Origin of the sequence: Yersinia sp. 2466 StPb PI, assembly GCF_041538325.1 — a bacterium.
Taxonomy (GTDB): Bacteria; Pseudomonadota; Gammaproteobacteria; order Enterobacterales; family Enterobacteriaceae; genus Yersinia; species Yersinia enterocolitica_E.
In genome coordinates, this window is record NZ_JAULSL010000001.1 from 3,242,990 (window position 1) to 3,263,589 (window position 20,600).

Sequence of the window (20,600 nt, forward strand, 5' to 3'; positions counted from 1 at the left end):
ATTAACCCCGATAAAAGTCGACTCTTCAATACACCAACAAACGTAACTATAAGTTTACACCTTGCGTAACGTCCATTTGACACAAACAGGGCAATCCACTACCCTGCTGCACTCAATAATTCCAATAAATTGTCATGTAGTAGAGGAAAGCGTGAAGAATCGCACTCTGGGCAGTATATTTATCGTTGCCGGCACCACTATTGGTGCAGGTATGTTGGCGATGCCATTGGCAGCCGCAGGCGTGGGTTTTGGTGTCACACTTGCATTGCTTATTTCTCTTTGGATATTAATGTGTTACACCGCTTTACTGCTAGTTGAAGTTTATCAGCATGAAGCGGCAGATACCGGGCTTGGTACTTTGGCCAAACGCTATCTTGGCAACCGGGGCCAATGGTTGACTGGTTTCAGTATGATGTTTCTGATGTATGCCCTGACTGCTGCCTATATCAGCGGCGCCGGTGAATTACTGGCAACCAGTATCAGCCAATGGACGCAACAATCGTTTCCGACCTCACTCGGCGTATTACTGTTTACACTGGTCGCGGGCGGTGTGGTCTGTATCGGCACCCACTCAGTCGACTTATTCAATCGTATCTTATTTAGCGCCAAAATCATTTTTCTGATTGTGATGCTGGCACTGATGATGCCACATATCGAAAAAACCAACCTACTGACACTGCCGCTGGAACAAGGGTTGGCACTGTCCGCTATTCCGGTGATATTCACCTCATTTGGCTTCCACGGCAGTGTGCCGAGTATCGTCAATTACATGGGCGGTAATATTCGCAAGTTGCGCTGGGTATTTATTATCGGCAGCGCTATTCCGCTGGTTGCCTATATCTTCTGGCAGTTGACCACGCTTGGGGCTATTTCCTCTCATACCTTTGTCGGTATTTTGGCGCAACAGGCGGGTTTGAACGGCTTATTACAAGCGGTACGCGATGTCGTGGCCTCACCTCACGTTGAGCTGGCAGTACACCTGTTTGCAGATCTGGCGCTGGCTACCTCATTCCTTGGTGTGGCCTTAGGGTTGTTCGATTATCTGGCCGACTTATTTAAACGTCGTAATTCAGTACGAGGCCGCCTGCAAACAGGGGTTATCACCTTCACCCCCCCGCTGCTGTTTGCGCTGTTTTACCCGCGTGGCTTTATTATGGCATTGGGCTTTGCTGCGGTGGCGCTGTCAGTTCTGGCATTACTGCTGCCTGCAATGCTGGCGTGGAAAGCCCGTAAGGTCCATCAAGGGCACTATCGGGTCTGGGGTGGGAAACCAGCACTGGCTGCGGTATTTGCCTGCGGTGTGATGGTCATTGCTATTCAAGTGGGGATAGTGACTGGCGCATTACCGGCTGTCGGCTAATACCCTCCCCAATTAAAAGGGCGCATATCCTGTCAGGAATGCGCCCTTTTTTAATCAAATATTACTCATGTATTATCCAAAGTAATTGGAGTCGCAGGTAGGCAGCAAGCGAACGCATCCCAATGAGCTTACACAAGTAAGTGATTCGGGTTCGCAAGCGAAGCTAACACCCCTGTGGCTTCAAGAACGAAGGATAATCAAAATGCTAAGCCAGCGCCGATATACACGCCATCCGCCACACGGTTATCCCGATGTCCGTCTTTACCTTTCATATTGATATAGCGGTAACCGACATCCACGGTTAACGGGCGGAATACACTCCAGCGCAAGCCACCGTTAGCTTCGCTATAGGATTTCATGCCACTGGTCAGCTCTTCCGGGGCGAAATAACCTTCACCGTACAGAGTGAACGATTTGTTGATCGGATAGGTTAACCCACCGCCAATCGCAATTGCACCACCGCTGCTACCGTCTTCCGGTGACATATAGATACCCTTGCCACCGACTGTTGCCATCATTGGGCCGAGGGGGAGGTTGAAGCCCAGCCCCAGTCCGTAGACATCACCATCGTGATCACTACGTGCCCAGTTACCATTGATAGCCAAACCGCCAGTGTTGGTGCCCATGCCAAAACCTAAATTAGTGTAATCACTGCCGACTTCACCATTAAAACTCACGGCACTGGCGGAACCCGCCACAAACAGCAGGCTGGCTGCACACGCGATTAAATGCTTTTTCATATTTTTCTCTCGTTATTCGTGATGTCACCCGTGAGCAAACTCTGGCCGACAGGTTTTCCCTGTCCGAGTTTAACCGAAAAAAACAGCATAAACATACCAAAAACCGATTAAATACCACAGTAATTCAAATGATTGTAAATATTTAAGCTATAGGTCCGTATTATGCTAACAATAACAACGATAAGGTATGCCTATTTGCTGAATACAACCAATAAGGCTACAACTAGTGTGGAGATCAAAGAATAACCCCTTGTTGTTGTTTAAATTATTATTTTGTCAATCAGGCTTTTGGCGCGATGTAATGCTGTAAAACACCTAAGAAAGCAATCAATTCAACAGCCATACTGGAGAAAATGATGAGCAAAAAGAAAGGATTAACTACTGCCGCGGGCGCACCCGTTGTTGATAATAATAATGTCGTTACTGCGGGCCGACGTGGACCAATGCTATTACAAGATGTGTGGTTTCTGGAAAAACTGGCCCATTTCGATCGTGAAGTGATCCCAGAACGCCGCATGCATGCTAAAGGCTCCGGTGCCTACGGTACCTTTACTGTTACCCACGATATTACCCGATATACCCGCGCAAAGATTTTCGCAGAAATAGGCAAACAAACCGAAATGTTTGTCCGCTTCTCAACGGTGGCTGGTGAACGTGGTGCTGCCGATGCCGAACGTGATATTCGTGGCTTCGCCATGAAATATTATACCGAGGAAGGGAACTGGGATTTAGTGGGTAACGATACGCCGGTGTTCTATCTACGTGACCCGCTGAAGTTCCCTGACCTGAACCACGTGGTTAAACGTGACCCTCGCACTAACCTGCGCAACCCTATTTATAAGTGGGATTTCTTCTCCCAACTCCCTGAGTCTCTGCATCAGTTAACGATCGATTTCAGTGACCGTGGTCTGCCAAAATCTTATCGTCATATGCATGGGTTCAGCAGCCATACCTTCAGTTTTATCAATGCCAATAATGAGCGTTTCTGGGTTAAATTCCATTTCCGCTGCCAGCAAGGCATTGAAAACCTTATGGATGATGAGGCTGAAAAACTGGTTGGAACTGATCGGGAAAGCTCCCAACGTGACCTGTATGACGCTATTGAGCGTAAAGACTTCCCGCGCTGGAATCTACAAATTCAGGTGATGCCAGAACATGAAGCCTCACAAACACCTTACAACCCGTTTGATCTGACCAAAGTGTGGCCACACGGCGATTACCCACTGATTGATGTTGGTTTCTTCGAACTGAACCGTAACCCGGAAAACTACTTTGCCGAAGTTGAGCAAGCGGCATTTAATCCAGCTAACGTGGTGCCGGGGGTGAGTTTCTCCCCTGATCGGATGTTACAAGGCCGGCTGTTCTCCTACGGCGACGCTGCACGCTATCGCTTAGGTGTGAACCATCATCAGATCCCTGTCAACAGTGCTAAATGCCCGTTCCATAACTACCATCGCGATGGCGCAATGCGTGTTGATGGTAACAGCGGTAATGGTGCAACTTATGAGCCAAACAGTTTTGGCCTGTTCCAGGAACAACCTGATTTCAGCGAACCGCCATTAACACTGGAAGGCGCAGCAGATCACTGGAATCACCGTGAGGATGATGATTACTTCTCCCAGCCACGGGCGTTGTTTAACCTGCTGAGTGAAGAGGAGCATCAGCGGATGTTTACCCGCATTGCCGGTGAGTTGTCACAAGTACCGGAAGAGATTCAGCGCCGTCAGGTGGCGTTGTTTACTCAGGTTCACCCGGATTATGGTGATGGGGTTAAAAAGGCGCTGGGGCTAAATTAGCATTATTATTGTAACCGATTAGGTGATCAGCTCAATTGATGGTTGCCAGCGATCAGGTTCGGTTGTTAAAGCACCGAGTTAACAACCGAACCCTGTCACCTAATCGTCTATCAACCGAACCCGATCATCAAATCAACTTAGCCACAAAATCAATAACCGCCTGTCTGGATACCTTAATCCCCCCCAGCTTAAGCGCCGCCGGTAAGCGGTAAAACGCAATTGGTCGTTGGAATACCGCCAATTGTGGTATCAGCCAATCTGATAAACTCACGTCATCCACCTCATCGGCAGCATCTATCACCGCGACCGGTCGGTGGCCGAATTCAGCATCAACCATCGGCACGACGAAAGCTTGTTGTATCCCCGGATACTGTGACAAAACCCGCTCAATATCCTCCGGCTGAATGCCCTCGCCACCACTGAAAAACAGATTATCCAACCGCCCGAGAATATGCAGTTCACCTTGCCGCCACATCCCGCGATCACGGGTATGAAACCACCCTTCGCTGTCGGTTATGGGCTGCAACTTTCCCTGCTGCCAGTAACCCGCCGCAAGGCAATCTGCTTTTATCCATACTTCATCTGCTACCAGTTTTACCTCGCGCCCCGCCAGCGCAACCCCCACACCGGGCAAGCCATCGGCACGTTTGGCACAAACCGTTGAGGCCGACTCCGTCAGCCCATAACCGCACCAGCAGCGGATGCCACGGGCTTCGGCATGCTCCGTCAGCGCAGTTGGAATAGCCGCGCCCCCCAACAAAACCTCTTTCAGTGTTAGACGAGTGTCAGTGTTCGCTAACAAACGCCACAGTTGGGTTGGCACCAACGATGCATGGCTACATCCGGCCAGAGCATCATGCAATGCCATCCCCTCCTGCACCACCAAAGTGGCCCCGGCACTCAGCCAGCGCCAGACAATACCCTGCCCCGAAACATGAAACAGCGGTAACGACAGCAACCAGCTATCCGTCGAGGTGAAACTCATCAGCTTTAATATGCCATCGGCGCTAACCAGATGCGCCGCCAGCGAATGCACTGCGGCTTTGGGCAAACCGGAAGAGCCCGACGTTAATGTCATCGTCGCCAGCCGTAGACTATCCCAGACAACCGGTGTCATAACGGAGTTATCGGTATCAAGTACCAGTGGCGTGAAGCAGAGAGCCGCTGACAGCGGGGCTGCCAGGTTCAGCACAAAATCAATATCCAACTGGGGCAGAAGCTGTGCCAGCAACGCATCAGGTAACTGTGGATTGAGCGGTAAAACGCGCGCGCCACACTGCAATGCCGCCAGATAGGCCATCAACAATGTGTGACTATTCTTACCGCGCAGTACCACACCACTACCGGGGGCGACACCTTGCAGTTGAAAACCCGCCGCCAGGCTATCGATATCAGCCGCCAATTGTTGCCAACTGATCAGTTGTGACCCCGAGCGGATGGCGATCGCCTGAGGTCGCAGATTGGCCCAGTATTTCCAAGGAGAAGAGTAAGTCCAGGGAGAAGAATATTGCCAGGGCCAATCATTCAACTGTGCCATAGAACGGCCAACTGTTCGGTTGTCACCATAGGCAAGGGACTCTCCGGCCACGGACGGACTAACTGTGCCTGCATCAGGTTCAGTGTATCCAACCCCGGCACGGTATCCGGTGTCAGCCAATCAGCCAGCCGTGCCAGTTGGGTTAAGCCAAGACTGGATTCAATGCTGGAACTGATCACCGCCACTAATCCCGCCTGATGCGCTTGCTGCACCAGTTGCTGACAGCGGCTGATGCTGCCCACCAGCGTCGGTTTGATAACAATCGCTACCACGCCGGGTTCGGCTTCAACCTTAAAATCAGCCTCGCGCACACTCTCATCCCACGCGATAGCAATCCCCGTGTCACGGGCAAACTCTCGAGACTCGGCGCGGGTTTTACAAGGTTCTTCCAAAAATGCAATGCGTGCACGCAGTTCAGGATTGACATATTTCGCAAACCCATCAGCTTTCGCCCGCGTCCAACTACGATTGGCATCCAGCCGTAGTGTCAAATCCGGCAAAGCTTCCAGCAGCACATTAACAATCATGCCATCACGCACCGCTTCATACAGCCCGACTTTCACCTTGGCGACTTTTTCCCCAGGCAGTGCTTGTAACACTGCAAATAGCTCATCTGGATCACCGGTGCACAGTGGTGCTTTGCGGTAATTTGCCGCTAATGGCAGCGTTTGATTCAGCTCCGCCAGCGCACAACTAAGGCCAAAAGCAACTGATGGCAAAGCATCAAATTCAGGTTCTGCCCCATTCACCCAGTTTTGCAGCCAATGCTGTGTCACAACCTGAGCTTCAGGCAGGGTTTCCTGGCTGAACTCCGGTAAGGGGGCAATTTCTCCCCAGCCAATCTGGTCGCCCTGCTGTAATTTAACCAATAGCCCATCGCGGCTTTTCAGCCGCTGGTGGCGCAATATCACTCCCGCTTCCATCGGAAGGCTATAGTGGTAAAGCGTGGCCGCGCGCATTACGGATTACGCTTGAATTTGCTGAAGTCCGGCTGGCGTTTCTCATTGAATGCGTTACGCCCTTCCTGACCTTCGTCGGTCATATAGAACAGCATCGTGGCGTTACCGGCCAACTCTTGCAGACCCGCCTGACCATCACAGTCAGCATTCAATGCGGCTTTCAGGCAGCGCAGTGCCATGGGGCTGTTTTGCAGCATTTCACGACACCAACGCACGGTTTCACGTTCCAGTTCAGCGATAGGTACCACGGTATTCACCAGCCCCATATCCAAGGCTTGTTTAGCATCATATTGGCGGCACAGGAACCAGATTTCACGCGCTTTTTTCTGGCCGACAATACGCGCCATATAGGCCGCACCCCAGCCGCCATCGAATGAACCGACTTTTGGCCCGGTCTGGCCGAAAATAGCGTTATCGGCGGCGACGGTTAAGTCACACATCATGTGTAATACATGACCGCCACCAATGGAATAACCCGCGACCATTGCCACGACTGGTTTCGGGCAGGTGCGGATCTGGCGCTGGAAATCCAACACATTCAGATGATGGACGCCACTGGTGTCTTTATAACCGCCGTAGTCGCCACGGACTTTCTGATCACCGCCGGAACAGAACGCTTTATCACCTTCGCCGGTCAAAATGATCACCCCGATATTGTCGTCATAGCGGGCATCAGCCAGCGCCTGAATCATCTCTTTAACCGTTAACGGGCGGAATGCGTTACGCACATGGGGGCGGTTGATGGTTATCTTGGCAATACCATCGCTGGATTTGTGATAACGAATATCTTCAAATCCAGTAGAGCAATCCTGCCAGTCGATAGCGGCGTACAACTGTTCTTCGCTCGGATAAAGCATAGTAAGCATTCCTTTAACGGGGGAGTGACAAAAATGAAGACTGTGATAAAAATGAAAGTACCTGCGCGGCAAAAGCACCGGGATTCGCCCGATGTGCATTGTGTCCGGCACGTGCCAGTGTGCGTAATGGCAACTGGTATTGAACAGCCAATTGCTGGAATTTATGGTCGCGATCGCCACACAGATAAGTGTAAGGGACCGTGAGCCGTTGTAACGCCGGTAGCAGCCAAGGTTGATGGCCGAGTGACGTTGCTTCGAGCATATCAGCGACTGATGGGCCATGATTGTCCGCCCGCAGTAACACCAATTTCTCGCGCTGTTGTGGGTCTAAATCAGCAAATACATCCTGTTGATACCAGTCAGCCAGCACCTGCGGCAACGGCTCTTGGCGAAAACGCTGGCCCCACAGGCGGTCTTGCTGCAAGCGTTTTTCACGCAATTCAGTGCTTTCCAGCCCGAGGTTACCCCCTTCGACCAATAAGCCCTGCAAACCATGATGGCTACCATAGCAGGCGTGATACATCGCAATTCGCCCCCCTAAAGAGTAGCCTGCCAGCCAATATTCGCGAATACCGTTAGCCTGTAACGTTTGTACTAACTGACGGCTGATATCCGCAAAACCACAGGTAGTCTCGGCGGCCGATTTACCGTGGCCGGGCAGGTCTATCAGCAGCGAGGGATAATCGCCACATAACTCAGCAACCGGCAACCAATCCAGACCACTGCCTAACAAACCATGTAACCACACCAACCATGGCCCACTATGATGCCGGGCGGGAGACTGCGGGTGGGGATCGAGTTTACGGCAAGCCAGCGTCATAATTGGGCCACCTGTTGCACCAGTTGTTGCAGTGTTTCTGCCCCCTGACTGGGCGGCACCACGATTTCAATCAATGTAACGCCACCTTGCAACCAGCATTGCGCCACCTGTTGTTGGAGCTGGGGCCAGCTATCCGGTCGAGCATAATGCAGACTGAACATAGCTGCGGCGTGCTCAAAACTCACATCTTGCGGCATACAATAAAAGCGCTGGCGGTCTGCTTCTGGGGTAGGCAACAACGAGAAAATCTGCCCACCATTATTGTTCACCACCAGCAGCACCGTAGGGGCCGAGCTTTGGCGCAATAAGGCGAGAGCATTAAGGTCATATAAGGCCGATAAATCACCCACGATAACCAACGTCGGCTTAGCGGTTGCACGCTGAACACCGGCTGCCGTTGACAATAAACCGTCGATGCCACTGGCACCACGGTTACTGTAAACCGGATAGCCAGCAGGCAGTTGGCCCAACGCATCAATCAAACGCACAATTAAACTGTTACCGACAAACAACTGACCATTATCCGGCAATAATTCTGCCAGTTGATGCGCGACCGCGGCTTCGCTAAATTGCTCATTCAAGGCTTCAGCCACATGGGCTTGAGCATTCTCCGAGCAGACGGTCAGCTCACCGGCCCACGGCGTGCGACGCTGTGCTGGATGTTCCTCCAGCCATGTATTCACCGGTGAAATAATTCTGCGGCCACGATGATTCGCCGGATCGAGGCGACCGGGCAGGTTATCGACCAACCAGTACTCTTGCGGCTGACACCCAGCCTGCCATTGCAACAGCCGTTTACCGGTCAGGCTGCTACCCAATTGCAGCACAATCTGCGCCTGCGAGAGAATAGTTTTAGCGGTGGGATGCCCAAGCCATAAGTCAGCACAAGGTAGCGGCTGACCGGTTTGTGACAACACATCACCGATCAGCGGCCAACCGAGCAGAGCAGCCCATTCAGCCAGTAGCTGCCCCTCTTGTGCCGTCATGCGCCCGGCAATCAACACTCCGCGCTTTTGTCGCCAGAAAAACCAGTCCGCTTGCTGGCCTTGTGGCACAGATAAGGATTGACGCAGCCACGGATGGCACTCCTGCCACCAGTCGCCTAAGGTGGCAGACCATTCGGCATAGGCGTGCTCATCACCACCATACAAGGGTTCGGCAAACGGGCAGTTAATGTGCAAGCCACCGTGCTGTAATTGTGCCATCGCATTATCGAGTGTGGAAACCAGCCAACTGGCAGAAATATCGGGGGTCGGACGCGGCAGATTGAGGCTTAGTGTAGGGTGGCTGGCAAACAGCCCTTGTTGACGAATAGCCTGATTGGCACCGCAATCAATCAATTCTGGCGGACGATCTGCGGTCAATAACACCAGCCGCTCACCGGTTAGCCCGGCTTCAATCAGAGCAGGATAAAGATTGGCGGCGGCAGTACCGGAAGTGACAATAACGGCCACAGGCTCGGTGGAAGCTTTTGCCAGACCTAAGGCCAAATGGCCCAAACCGCGCTCATCAAAATGGGTATGACAAACCAGCGCAGGATTGGCCGCTGCCGCCAGTGTTAACGGCGTCGAGCGGGAGCCGGGAGCAATACAGATATGACGCACACCGTGGCGGGTCAAGGCTTCCAGTAGCAACGCCGCCCAACGACGGTTAAAAACACTTGTCGACATTGTTCGCTCAACAGTCAGTTAACAGACACTGCGACCCCGATAATCAACATGAGGATAGTGCTTCATCCTGTTAAAAAAGCCCGGAGTGACTGATTAATGGTTATAAGTAAGGAAAGTGCTCACAGTTTACACCTGCCGCTTAGGTGTCACAATCCGCCCACATAATGAGTGCGGTTAATTACGGCATTTTATTATCCTACAGCTGACTTTCCAGCAAGGTGCGTAGCCCGGCTGATTTATTGTTAATTTCTTGCCATTCCTGTTCCGGGTCAGAGCCGGCCACAATACCGGCTCCGGCATACAGATGGACCTGCTGTTCTTCTACCCTGGCAGAACGCAGGGCGACACTAAATTCAGTCTGTTTTGCCGAAAGATAGCCGGCCGAACCGGCATACCAGCCGCGGGAAAAAGGTTCATATTGCGCAATAAACTGTCGCGCGACATTGCGAGGCAAACCGGCGACGGCCGCCGTCGGTTGTAGACGTTGCAGGCAATCGGTATCGCTGGCGCGGGTGAGTTGAGCATGAATGCAGCGGCGCAAGTGCTGCACTTTACGCAAGCGGATGATTTCCGGTGGCATTACATCAACTGCTGCCACCCCGCCCTGCAATCGCTGGCAGATATCATCCACCACCAACAAGTTCTCGCGTTGATTCTTTTCATCATGCATCAGCCAATCGGCCAGTTCTGCCGCTTGCTCGGGGGTTTCTGCGCTGGATACCGTGCCCGCCAGAGCCTCAGTCTCCAGATGCAACTGCTGGCGTAGATAGAGACGCTCAGGGCTGGAGCCGAGAAATGCGCGCCGCGCATCAAAACGCAGCATAAAGTGGAAACAGTGGTGATTGACCTGCCGGCTGGCGGCCATAAATGCCCCACTGGAGAGAGGCTTATCCAGCGTCAGTTGGGTGGCACGCGCCAGAACCACTTTCTCCATCTTCTGCTGCTCAATCTCAGCCAACGCGTGCTGAATAAGATGGCGCCACTGCGGATATTCCGGCATATGGCGGGCATGTTGCACCTGAGTATCAAGTGCAGGCAACGGCCTGGCAGCCACCAGTTGGTCGATAAAGCTAATTGCGTGCAGAGCATCTTGCTGTAGGGAGAAGTCGCTGGCCAAATTGAGCGTTAAATAGGTCTGCTCACCCCGACGTAATATTTCAATGCGGGGTAGAAACAGGAAACTGGCCTGCGCCAGTGGCGCGCCATCAGCGGGTTGGTTAACGATCACCGGTTCAAAGGCATTCAAGCCCCAAATACGTAATCCGCTCGCATCCCGATGCTGCTGAATAAAATGATCAGCCGCTTGCATATCATTGAAGAGCCGAGTTTGACCGCAGACCGCAGCCTCTTCATGACCTTCGCGATGGAGCCAGTAAAATTGTGGGAAATGGCATTGGGCGGCCAGCCACTCTAATAGTTGGCTACCGATTCGACCCGGTGCGGGCACGATAATTTGCCGGATACCTGCCTGGTCAGGGAAACCGGCACGTAATTTCTGCCGTAATTCACCCAGCAAACCAGAAAGTTGTTTCACGACCACCTCGGCAAATCAACAGAAAGAGTGGGATTATACGGGGCGTGAATAATAAGAAAAGTCAGATTCAAAAGTTATTGTTAGTTATCACACTAATATTTGATATTGATGGTTTTGTATACTCAATAAGTGTTATCTGGCACTCAGCACAGGTGTCTACTGGCTAGACTCCAATTATGTCGCGTTGCAGCAAAGCGGCAATTGAAAAATAAAGGGGCCGCAGCCCCTTGTAATGGATCCAGTGATCAGCCGTCAATCCTTCAGCGACGGGCGATCAATAGCCCCACGATCAAGCCAGCAGTCGCCCCTATCCCTACGCTGCACCAAGGTTTTTCACGCACATAATCATCGGTGCAACACGCCAGTGCTTTCGCCCGCTTGATATAGCATTCACTGCGGCCATTCAAACGGTTCTGAACCTCCTTTAATGCTTTTTCCGCCCGGGCTTTAATCTCTTGATAGCTTTCATCAGCCGCATCACCCGAGGCGCGCAGCACTTCTTCCAGCGTATCGGTCAGCATAGTCAGATCGTCATCCAGCGAGGTTTGCTGTTCTTTATCTCGGTTCATATGCGTTCTCCATGAGTGAAAAAAGGACATCTCATAAGGATAGTCGAAAATAGCCGGCGTAATATTGATTCAAGGTGGAAATGGAGTTTTCAGGATTAATCTGTATAGCAAGTAATATGAGGGGAAAAAGGGTTACTGATGCCCCTTCCCCCTGTTTTATGACTAAAAACGGATACAACAAGCCCCTTGCTCAGCACCGGAAAGTTGTTCGCGCAATGCACCAAACAATTCACGGCCACATCCTACGTGGAAGGCAGCAATATCTGGCAAGTCGGTATGGCGGGCAGCCAGTTCAGCTTGATCCACTAACAGTGAAAGCTCGCCAGTGACACCATCAACACGCACCCGATCGCCATTACGGATTTTCGCCAGCAAACCACCGCAATACGCTTCGGGTGTCACATGGATGGCTGAGGGCACTTTACCTGACGCACCAGACAAGCGGCCATCGGTGACCAGTGCCACCTTAAAGCCACGGTCCAGTAATACACCTAATGGTGGCATCAGTTTATGCAACTCCGGCATACCAATAGCACGCGGCCCCTGATAACGCACCACCACCACGCAATCGCGATCCAGTGCGCCTGCGTCAAATGCCGGACCAACGTCGTGCTGGCTTTCAAACACCACGGCCGGGCCTTCAATGATCTGATGATCACGCGGTACTGCCGAGGTTTTCATCACTGCCCGCCCTAGGTTGCCACTTAAGACTTTGGTGCCGCCATGTGGTGAGAAAGGCATCGCGATACTGGCGATAACAGTTTCATCCAGCGATTGCTGTGCCCCGTCACGCCAACATAATTGCCCCTGATCCAGATAAGGCTCTTGGGTATAGCGCTGCAAGCCAAATCCGGCCACGGTATGGACATCTTCATGGAGTAAACCGCCCTGCAACAGCTCTTTTACCAGCAGCGCTACACCACCGGCCGCCTGAAAGTAGTTGATATCTGCTGGGCCATTGGGATAAATGCGGCATAACTGTGGTATCACTTCCGATAACTCAGAAAAATCATCCCAATCGATGATGATCCCCGCCGCGCGCGCCATCGCCACTAAATGCATGGTGTGGTTAGTCGAACCGCCGGTCGCCAGTAGTGCCACAATGCCATTGACCACCACCTTTTCATCCACCAACTGACCAATGGGTAAATAGCTACCGCTGGTTTCTGTCAGGCGCGTGACCTGACGGGCGGCAGCGGCGGTGAGCGCATCACGTAGCGGCGTATTGGGCTGGATAAAGGAAGAGCCGGGTAAGTGTAACCCCATCACCTCCATCACCATCTGGTTGGAGTTGGCGGTGCCGTAAAAAGTACAGGTACCGGCACTGTGGTAGGAGGCAGCTTCCGCGTCCAATAAAGCCTGTCTATCGACTTTGCCCTCCGCAAACAACTGGCGCACCCGCACTTTTTCTTTATTAGACAGGCCGCTGGCCATCGGCCCGGCGGGGACAAAAACCGCCGGTAAATGACCGAATGACAACGCCGCCATCAACAAACCGGGGACAATTTTGTCACACACCCCAAGATAGAGTGCACCATCAAACATATTATGTGACAGGCCAATCGCCGCAGACATCGCAATTACATCGCGGCTCATCAGCGACAGTTCCATGCCATCCTGCCCTTGCGTCACCCCGTCACACATCGCCGGAACACCGCCCGCCACCTGGCCGACCGCCCCCACAGCATGCAAGGCATCTTTTAGTTGTTGCGGATAATGTTCATACGGCTGATGTGCCGATAGCATGTCGTTATAGGAGGTAATAATCGCGATATCGCTGCGTACCATGTTCTTCAGCGCTATTTTGTCGTCCGGCTGGCAGGCCGCAAAACCGTGCGCCAAATTGCCACAGGCCAGTTGCGAACGGCGAACTGTATTTTCCTTAGCCGCGCTGATACGTTGCAAATAGGCAGTACGGGTGGCTACGGATCGCGCAGTAATACGTTGCGTGACTCGGGTGAGGGTCGCGTTCATCGCCATTCCTTATTCACTCAAGGGCGTTAAAAGTTCAATGCTGCTCAGAGGCAGGCCGATAAAATCTGCCAATACCTGTAACAACAGATTGTGATCATCCAGATGGGGGGCGCCGGATACATTCACACTACCAATCACACCAGCCTGTTGAACCTGTAACGGAAAGCCACCGCCCAAGGCGGCATAATCCCGCAAGCTGACACCATAGCGTGCTTCCAGTGAGGTTTGACGCTGCTGTAACATCAAGCCAGCGGCATAAGAGCTGGTATTAAGTAGCTCTACCACATTGCGCTTACGTCGCAGCCAGTCATGGTTTTCAGCGCTAGTCCCCAACATGGCATAACTAAACAGTGTCTGACGATTTACCGTGATATCGATGGCCAGAGCCACGCCTTGCCGCTCAGCCTGACACTTTATTTTCTCACCCAACCGCCAGGCCGTTTCATGATTGAAATGAGGCAATTGCAGTAGTTGTTGATGCTGCTGACAGCGAGCTAATTGCTGTTGTAGATTCATGAAATTCTCCGGTGATAAATGGCGGGGCATAGTGGTTATCCACCAAAACCCCACCACGGCTTAAGCGCGTTTAGCTTTAGCCAAACCTTTGTCAGCGATGCCCTTCCCCGCCGTGCTAACTTCAACATCACACTCTTTCGGCAGGGTTAAGGTTATCAATCCCGCAATAATCAGGGAGCCTGCCAGCATGCAAACTGCCGCGCTCTGTCCATAGAAGAAAATCATCACGCCTACCAGATACGGGCCACAGAAACCGCCCAGATTGCCTAAGCCATTGATCACCCCGCGTGCGCCACCCGCCACTTCAGGCACCGCGATACGGCCCGGAATTGACCAAAATGGACTGGTTGCGGCTTTGAGGAAGAACCCGCACACCACCAGTGCCAAGTAAGAGACCAGTACGTTGTGGCGGAAAATCACCGACGTCACCAGACCGGCGGCGAAGCAGAACAGGGAAACCATAATCAGCAGCCGGCGCTTACCGGTTCTGTCCGACAAGGCAGAAATGAAGTAGATACCGGCAGTGGTGGCAATAAAGGGTAAAATCGCCAGAATACCGACGGAAGCCATATTACCGCCGGTTAGGTTTTTCAAGATGGTCGGCAGCCATAAGGTATAACCATAATCGCCGGTCTGATAAAAGAAGTTCAGTGCGACCAGTTTCATCAAGCCTTTATTCAGGAATACCGCCTTTAATGGCGCATTGGTCACCGGAGCATCGAGCATCCGTTCAGCCCGTTCCCGCGCCAACTCAGTCACCAGATAATCGCGCTCCCTTGCCGACAACCATTTAGCTTCCTCTGGTCGGTCACTGATAACAAACCACCACATCACCAGCACCACGGCTGACAGTGAACCTTCGAGGAAAAACAGCCAACGCCAGTCCAGAGCATTAATAATGAAACCCGATAGCGGTGCGGTGAACATGCCGCCAATTGGGGCAAACATCATGACAAAAGCATTGGCCCGGCCGATTTCGCGTTCCGGGAACCAGTTACTGACCATAGTCAGCACCACTGGCAGCATGCCGCCTTCTGACACCCCAAGCACAAAGCGCAGGAATAGCAGTTGATAATGATTAGTGACAAAACCGGTCAGAATCGAGACGACGGCCCAAACACAAAGAGAGTAAGCAATAAATTTTCTGCCGCTGCCATGAACCGCAATACGGCCACCCGGTACTTGTAGAAATAAATAACCAATAAAGAAAATACCGCCCGCTAAACCAGCCATTTGACTGGTAATTGCTAGATCACTTTCCATACCACCAGGTAATGCAAAACTAATATTTACCCGGTCCATAAAAGAAATAATACAAGCAATCATTATTGGAACAATAACGCGAAACCAACGGGCATTAGGGATCTTACTGTCCATATAAACACGCCTCATGATAATAGCAGAGTATTACCCGCACCATAAATAATGGTGTAGGGAATGCCGCAAGCAAATAAACAGAAGTTTATTTTCTGGTGTTAATTAAAATTCACTGGCCATTTTTAATATTTAATTAAAAGTAATTATCTATTATTTATAGGTGATCGCCGTAGGGGCTTTTTCACCAGAAAAATGGGCTAATATATTTGAGAAGACAATATCGCTCATTTGAATTCGAGTTTCCGTCGTTGCACTAGCAATGTGTGGCAGCAAAACCACATTATCCATCTCGATCAATGCTGGTGGCACATTAGGCTCATCGGCAAAAACATCTAAGCCCGCACCACCAATATTTTGCTGCTGCAACGCAAGGATTAAATCATCCTGATTCACCATACTGCCCCGGGCAATATTGATCAAAATGGCGTGATTAGGCATCGCAGCAAAAACGGTTTTATTCACCAAACCGGCACTGTCTTTCCCTCCCGAGATTGCGACCACCAGAATATCGCTTTGGCTGGCAAGACTCATAAGATCAGGCATATATTGGTAGGGCAGCGTTTCGTTGTGTGCTTTGTCGGTATAGGCAATTTGCATATCAAACCCCGCCGCTCGGCGAGCAATGGCTTGGCCAATCTGCCCCATACCAAAGACCCCCAGACGCTTGCCGGTAACCTTAGATGATAATGGCAAAGTACTGTGCGGCCACTGTCCGGCACGCAGGAATTTATCAGCCAGACACAGGCGACGAGAAGTCGCAATGATTAGCCCCAGCGCGGTATCAGCAACATCGTCAGTCAGTACACCGGGAGTGGTAGTAACAATAATATTGCGCTCGTGGGTGGTTGCTAAATCCACCGCATCGGTACCGACGCCAAAGATTGAGATTATCTGCACTTCAGGCAACAGTGCCAACACCTCATTGCTGACACCAATATCACCACGGGTCACTATGCCTTTAATATTCTGCCCCTGTTCTGCAAAAAACTCAGCATGATCGGTAACCTGGAAGAGTTTATGAACAGTAAAGGTTTGCTCCAATTTTTCAGTTAAATAGTCCATTACCGGAGCGATGATTAATACGGCTTGTTTGCTATTTTTCATTACGGGTACCTGATCATGTCAATAAATCATAAAAAACCAGAATGGCGGCAGGTAATCATCGGATGATTTAGCCATTCAGCGAATGTCGTTATAAGACCCGTTTTCAATGTTTTATTTTGTGATATAGGTCACTGTAAATCATGTTAAGAAAACATGTTACCGGTAACGTGATCGACCTATCATTGCCAGTGCTGAATTGTTTCAGCCAGGCAAATGCCGGTTAAGAACTTATAGAATTAACTAAGTAAAATGTTATCGGTTGCCGTTATTTGTTATTGATTGACGGAGGGATAATTTAGCGGCCATTGACCAAAGTGATTCGCAGCCATCATCCAGAGCCATGGCTGCTAGCGGTGATAAGAAGATCAGATAGTCCCACCGAGTGAAATGCGGTAATGCAGGTCAACCTGTTCAATTGTAGGGATTTTATTTATTTTCTTAATCAGAATTTCCGCTGCAACTTTACCCATTTCAAACCGTGGGGTGGTAACACTGGCCAGCACCGGGGTGGTTGCCTGGCCGATATCTAAGCCATGGAAACCCGAAATTGCCATTTCAGCCGGTATCGCCATGCCTATTTTCAGACATTCTTGTAACACGCCGACGGCCATATCATCATTAGTACAGAAAATAGCATCAACCTGCGGATACATTTGTCGTGCCAGAGCTAGCATCCCAGCCCCGATCGAGACAGAAGAGACCTTATTAGGAGTGATATGCAATGGCGTAAATCCTGTATCTATCATCGCCTGGCTATATCCCTGATAACGTTTGCGATCTCGTACATCTGACATCGAGCCAAAATAGACAATATTCTGCTTACCACTGGCCAATAGTGTCGCTGTCATATCGTAGGCAGCCTGATAATTATTAAAACCAACGGTAATACGATTGAACTGTGGCTCTAAATCCATCACTTGTGCAACCGGAATTTCGGCTGCATTCAAATACTTATCAGCACGTAAGGTGTGTTCTGAATCGGTGAGTATCAGACCTGAGATCTGACAGGACAACAGATTAACGATCTGCTGCTCCTCACGTTCTTTATCATAGTTATAGTTAACCACCAGCGTTTGATAGCCGCTGGCAGCGGTTACCGATTCAATACCCGCCAGCAAGTCAGAGAAAATCTGGTTATTAAAGGAAGGTATCAAGATACCAATACGCGGGATCTTTTGATTGAAACCATTTTCCCCTTCAGAATCAGGAGCATAATTAACCTCCGCCATCACTTGAGCAATACGCTCAGCCGTCTCTGGAGCCACTTTTTCCGGCGTGCGTAAGTAGCGGCTGACAGTCATTTTGGTCACGCCTGCAAGTAACGCGATATCCTGCAACGTAACACGCTGGTTTTTCATGGCAAATACCTGGAACAAGAGTGCGCAATGGGTAATATGATTATGCACTGTTAGCTTGTGTAATGAAAAGCATGTTACTGCTTTAAAATACAATAACAGCCAGGTGACATATTATTAATCTAGTATATTATCAATAAGTTAACCTGAAACCTTGCAATAAAACAGCAAAAAAACCGGCTAACAGCAGTATTTCCCCTTCATCAAGGGGATATCGCTCACGTATGTGGTAACAGCTTGTTGTAACATGATTTAAAGTGATCTACATCACAGTTTACCCAAGCGGAAAACGGTTTGATATGCACATGTTTTCACCCAGTCATTATTCAATAATATTTATTTTATAATGTCGCTTAATAAGCGCCATTTCCATCAGGAATTTATTATGAAGAATTTATTTTCGTTAGAAAACCGCAAAGTATTAATTACGGGATCTGCTCAAGGCATTGGTTTTTTATTAGCGAAAGGCCTGGCCGAATTTGGTGCAGAGATAATTATTAATGATATTACCGCAGAACGAGCGGAAAAAGCCGTGGCGGAATTACGTGCTAGCGGTTTTATTGCTCATGCTGCCGCCTTTAATGTGACTAATCACGATGCGGTTAATGAAGCCATTGAACAAATAGAAAGTAGCATCGGTGCTATCGATATTTTAATTAATAATGCCGGCATTCAGCGCCGCCATGCCTTTACTGAATTCCCAGAAAAAGATTGGGATGACGTGATTGCGGTCAACCAGAAGTCCGTATTCTTGGTTTCACAGGCCGTATCCCGCTATATGGTTAAACGTCAACGCGGCAAAATTATCAATATTTGCTCGATGCAAAGCGAATTAGGCCGCGACACTATTACCCCCTATGCCGCCTCTAAAGGTGCGGTAAAAATGCTAACTCGTGGTATGTGTGTTGAGCTGGCTCGCTATAATATTCAGGTCAATGGTATCGCACCTGGCTATTTCAAAACGGATATGACAAAAGCGCTGGTAGATGATAAAGCCTTTACTGACTGGTTATGTAAACGGACACCGGCTGCTCGCTGGGGAGACCCGGAAGAGTTGATTGGTGCTGCGGTTTATCTCTCCTCCAAAGCCTCTGATTTCGTGAATGGTCATCTGTTGTTTGTTGATGGCGGGATGTTAGTTGCAGTTTAACCTTCGCTTGAAGTGATTGGGAGATTAGCGACCTTCGTTATTCGTCCCATCAATAACGTTGGTTAATGCTTCAATTGACTGGGAACAGAGGAACATTATGTCTGGGAAATGCATTATTGTTATGGGCGTATCCGGCACGGGGAAATCCTGCGTCGGTCAAGCGCTGGCACAAGCGCTTAACGCCAAGTTTATTGATGGTGATGACCTACACCCGCGCGCCAACATCCAAAAAATGGCCTCAGGTCAGCCGCTAAATGATGTTGATCGTGCCCCTTGGTTAGAACGGTTAAGTGATGTGGCCTATAGCCTGCAACAGAAAAATGAAGTCGGTTTTTTAGTCTGTTCGGCGCTGAAAAAGCAGTATCGCGATCGTTTGCGTGCCGGCAATCAAGGGATACGTTTTCTGTGGCTGAGCGGTGATTACGATTTGGTGCTACACAGAATGCAGCAGCGCGCTGGGCATTTTATGCCTGAAAGCCTGTTGCAAAGCCAATTCGCAACCCTGGAAGTACCGGGTATCAGTGAACCGGATGTTATCCAGATAGATATTTCGCCCGACGTCGCCGGTGTGGTTAAGCACTGTATTGCCGCGCTGGAGCATGAAAATAGCGTGAGTCATTGCGCCTAAACGCGCGGGCCACATAAGCATATAGGAAGAGTTATGATACTTGATGAACTGAAAAGCGCGGCGAATAATCCAATCTATCCAGATGTTATCCGCCGCACCCTTGCGGCTATCTGCAAAATGGATTTGGTTAACCTGCCAGCGGGCGAGCAAGAAATCGAAGGGCGTGAGATTTACTTAAATCATATTATCGCCGCGACCAAGCCACTATATGAACAAGCCCCTGAATTACACCGTTACTATATTGATATTCATATTTTGCTGGAAGGTAGTGAAGTGATTGGTGCGTCGCCATCCACACAGGGCCAGCGCCCGACGATGGATTTTGATAGCGAGCGGGATTATGGGTTGTTTGAAGGTATTACTACCGAAACCTTGTTAACACTGGCGCCGGGTGATATTGCCCTGCTGTTCCCCGGCGAGTTACATCGCCCGATGGGAACATTAGGTGACATCGCACCGATTCGTAAGATCGTGGTTAAAGTGGCGAATCATCTTATCTGATTCGGTATTATTTCGGTTGATAGATACCGGATCAGGTTTCGGTTGATAGTCGTTCAGATTATCGGTTCGATTGATAGATACCGGAGCAGGTTTCGGTTGATAGTCGTTCAGTTATCACCTTACCTCTGTCGCCTCAACCGAGCAGGAGGGCAA

General features: G+C 50.4%; 18 protein-coding genes. 5 read left to right on the top strand and 13 right to left on the bottom strand.

Annotated features, from left to right (window positions below; translation table 11 throughout):
• Positions 1–151: 151 nt before the first annotated feature.
• Positions 152–1,360 carry a tyrosine transporter TyrP gene (tyrP, locus tag Q2T72_RS14685; protein ID WP_083158282.1) on the top strand — a complete coding sequence of 403 codons (1,209 nt, stop codon included), beginning with the start codon at positions 152–154 and terminating at the stop codon, positions 1,358–1,360.
• 197 nt (positions 1,361–1,557) lie between these two features.
• Here the strand turns inward: tyrP and Q2T72_RS14690 are convergent, their stop codons facing one another.
• Positions 1,558–2,100, bottom strand: a complete 543-nt coding sequence (locus Q2T72_RS14690; RefSeq protein WP_083158281.1) for a YfaZ family outer membrane protein — start codon at positions 2,098–2,100, stop codon at positions 1,558–1,560.
• A 356-nt stretch (positions 2,101–2,456) separates the two neighbouring features.
• Here Q2T72_RS14690 and Q2T72_RS14695 point away from each other — a divergent pair, with 356 nt between their 5' ends.
• Complete coding sequence (locus tag Q2T72_RS14695) at positions 2,457–3,896, top strand: catalase (RefSeq protein ID WP_193784627.1); 1,440 nt, start codon at positions 2,457–2,459, stop codon at positions 3,894–3,896.
• Between the two features lie 127 nt (positions 3,897–4,023).
• Here Q2T72_RS14695 and menE read toward each other — a convergent pair whose 3' ends face one another.
• The 12 genes from menE to Q2T72_RS14755 form a co-directional block, all read right to left on the bottom strand.
• Positions 4,024–5,433 (bottom strand): o-succinylbenzoate--CoA ligase, encoded by a 1,410-nt coding sequence (menE, locus tag Q2T72_RS14700; RefSeq protein ID WP_372569372.1) that lies wholly within the window; start codon positions 5,431–5,433, stop codon positions 4,024–4,026.
• Positions 5,421–6,392, bottom strand: a complete 972-nt coding sequence (gene menC / locus Q2T72_RS14705) for an o-succinylbenzoate synthase (RefSeq protein ID WP_083158278.1) — start codon at positions 6,390–6,392, stop codon at positions 5,421–5,423. Before menC ends, menE begins: the two co-directional genes overlap by 13 nt.
• Positions 6,392–7,249 (bottom strand): 1,4-dihydroxy-2-naphthoyl-CoA synthase, encoded by an 858-nt coding sequence (menB, locus tag Q2T72_RS14710; RefSeq protein WP_005191245.1) that lies wholly within the window; start codon positions 7,247–7,249, stop codon positions 6,392–6,394. Before menB ends, menC begins: the two co-directional genes overlap by 1 nt.
• 13 nt (positions 7,250–7,262) lie before the next feature.
• Positions 7,263–8,072: a 2-succinyl-6-hydroxy-2,4-cyclohexadiene-1-carboxylate synthase gene (gene menH, locus Q2T72_RS14715; protein ID WP_102970380.1), complete on the bottom strand. Its 810-nt coding sequence runs from the start codon at positions 8,070–8,072 to the stop codon at positions 7,263–7,265.
• Positions 8,066–9,739 (bottom strand): 2-succinyl-5-enolpyruvyl-6-hydroxy-3-cyclohexene-1-carboxylic-acid synthase, encoded by a 1,674-nt coding sequence (gene menD / locus Q2T72_RS14720; protein WP_372569373.1) that lies wholly within the window; start codon positions 9,737–9,739, stop codon positions 8,066–8,068. Before menD ends, menH begins: the two co-directional genes overlap by 7 nt.
• Before the next feature lie 196 nt (positions 9,740–9,935).
• Complete coding sequence (gene menF / locus Q2T72_RS14725) at positions 9,936–11,273, bottom strand: isochorismate synthase MenF (RefSeq protein WP_083158275.1); 1,338 nt, start codon at positions 11,271–11,273, stop codon at positions 9,936–9,938.
• Positions 11,274–11,533: 260 nt separating this feature from the next.
• A complete protein-coding gene (locus tag Q2T72_RS14730) occupies positions 11,534–11,842 on the bottom strand; it encodes a DUF883 domain-containing protein (RefSeq protein WP_083158274.1) in 309 nt (102 codons plus the stop codon).
• Positions 11,843–12,004: 162 nt separating this feature from the next.
• Entirely contained in the window at positions 12,005–13,816 is a 1,812-nt protein-coding gene (gene edd, locus Q2T72_RS14735) for a phosphogluconate dehydratase (protein WP_372569374.1), read from the bottom strand.
• Positions 13,817–13,825: 9 nt separating this feature from the next.
• A complete protein-coding gene (locus Q2T72_RS14740; protein WP_083158272.1) occupies positions 13,826–14,332 on the bottom strand; it encodes a heme-degrading domain-containing protein in 507 nt (168 codons plus the stop codon).
• Positions 14,333–14,392: 60 nt separating this feature from the next.
• A complete protein-coding gene (locus Q2T72_RS14745; protein ID WP_083158271.1) occupies positions 14,393–15,709 on the bottom strand; it encodes an MFS transporter in 1,317 nt (438 codons plus the stop codon).
• Positions 15,710–15,859: 150 nt separating this feature from the next.
• Positions 15,860–16,813: a 2-hydroxyacid dehydrogenase gene (locus tag Q2T72_RS14750; RefSeq protein WP_083158270.1), complete on the bottom strand. Its 954-nt coding sequence runs from the start codon at positions 16,811–16,813 to the stop codon at positions 15,860–15,862.
• Between the two features lie 365 nt (positions 16,814–17,178).
• Positions 17,179–18,171 (bottom strand): substrate-binding domain-containing protein, encoded by a 993-nt coding sequence (locus Q2T72_RS14755; protein WP_083158269.1) that lies wholly within the window; start codon positions 18,169–18,171, stop codon positions 17,179–17,181.
• 382 nt (positions 18,172–18,553) lie between these two features.
• Between Q2T72_RS14755 and idnO the strand changes: the two genes are divergently transcribed.
• From idnO to Q2T72_RS14770, 3 genes are all read left to right on the top strand, one after another.
• Positions 18,554–19,318: a gluconate 5-dehydrogenase gene (gene idnO, locus Q2T72_RS14760; protein ID WP_083158268.1), complete on the top strand. Its 765-nt coding sequence runs from the start codon at positions 18,554–18,556 to the stop codon at positions 19,316–19,318.
• Between the two features lie 97 nt (positions 19,319–19,415).
• A complete protein-coding gene (locus tag Q2T72_RS14765; protein ID WP_372569375.1) occupies positions 19,416–19,946 on the top strand; it encodes a gluconokinase in 531 nt (176 codons plus the stop codon).
• Between the two features lie 33 nt (positions 19,947–19,979).
• Positions 19,980–20,447: a YhcH/YjgK/YiaL family protein gene (locus Q2T72_RS14770; protein WP_083158266.1), complete on the top strand. Its 468-nt coding sequence runs from the start codon at positions 19,980–19,982 to the stop codon at positions 20,445–20,447.
• Positions 20,448–20,600 lie beyond the last annotated feature (153 nt).

Coding starts and splice junctions, on each gene's coding strand:
- Q2T72_RS14690 (WP_083158281.1), bottom strand. CDS start 2,100: ATGAAAAAGCATTTAATCGCGTGTGCAGCCAGCCTGCTGTTTGTGGCG.
- Q2T72_RS14695 (WP_193784627.1), top strand. CDS start 2,457: ATGAGCAAAAAGAAAGGATTAACTACTGCCGCGGGCGCACCCGTTGTT.
- menE (WP_372569372.1), bottom strand. CDS start 5,433: ATGGCACAGTTGAATGATTGGCCCTGGCAATATTCTTCTCCCTGGACT.
- menC (WP_083158278.1), bottom strand. CDS start 6,392: ATGCGCGCGGCCACGCTTTACCACTATAGCCTTCCGATGGAAGCGGGA.
- menB (WP_005191245.1), bottom strand. CDS start 7,249: ATGCTTTATCCGAGCGAAGAACAGTTGTACGCCGCTATCGACTGGCAG.
- menD (WP_372569373.1), bottom strand. CDS start 9,739: ATGTCGACAAGTGTTTTTAACCGTCGTTGGGCGGCGTTGCTACTGGAA.
- Q2T72_RS14730 (WP_083158274.1), bottom strand. CDS start 11,842: ATGAACCGAGATAAAGAACAGCAAACCTCGCTGGATGACGATCTGACT.
- edd (WP_372569374.1), bottom strand. CDS start 13,816: ATGAACGCGACCCTCACCCGAGTCACGCAACGTATTACTGCGCGATCC.
- Q2T72_RS14740 (WP_083158272.1), bottom strand. CDS start 14,332: ATGAATCTACAACAGCAATTAGCTCGCTGTCAGCAGCATCAACAACTA.
- Q2T72_RS14745 (WP_083158271.1), bottom strand. CDS start 15,709: ATGGACAGTAAGATCCCTAATGCCCGTTGGTTTCGCGTTATTGTTCCA.
- Q2T72_RS14750 (WP_083158270.1), bottom strand. CDS start 16,813: ATGAAAAATAGCAAACAAGCCGTATTAATCATCGCTCCGGTAATGGAC.
- Q2T72_RS14755 (WP_083158269.1), bottom strand. CDS start 18,171: ATGAAAAACCAGCGTGTTACGTTGCAGGATATCGCGTTACTTGCAGGC.
- idnO (WP_083158268.1), top strand. CDS start 18,554: ATGAAGAATTTATTTTCGTTAGAAAACCGCAAAGTATTAATTACGGGA.
- Q2T72_RS14765 (WP_372569375.1), top strand. CDS start 19,416: ATGTCTGGGAAATGCATTATTGTTATGGGCGTATCCGGCACGGGGAAA.
- Q2T72_RS14770 (WP_083158266.1), top strand. CDS start 19,980: ATGATACTTGATGAACTGAAAAGCGCGGCGAATAATCCAATCTATCCA.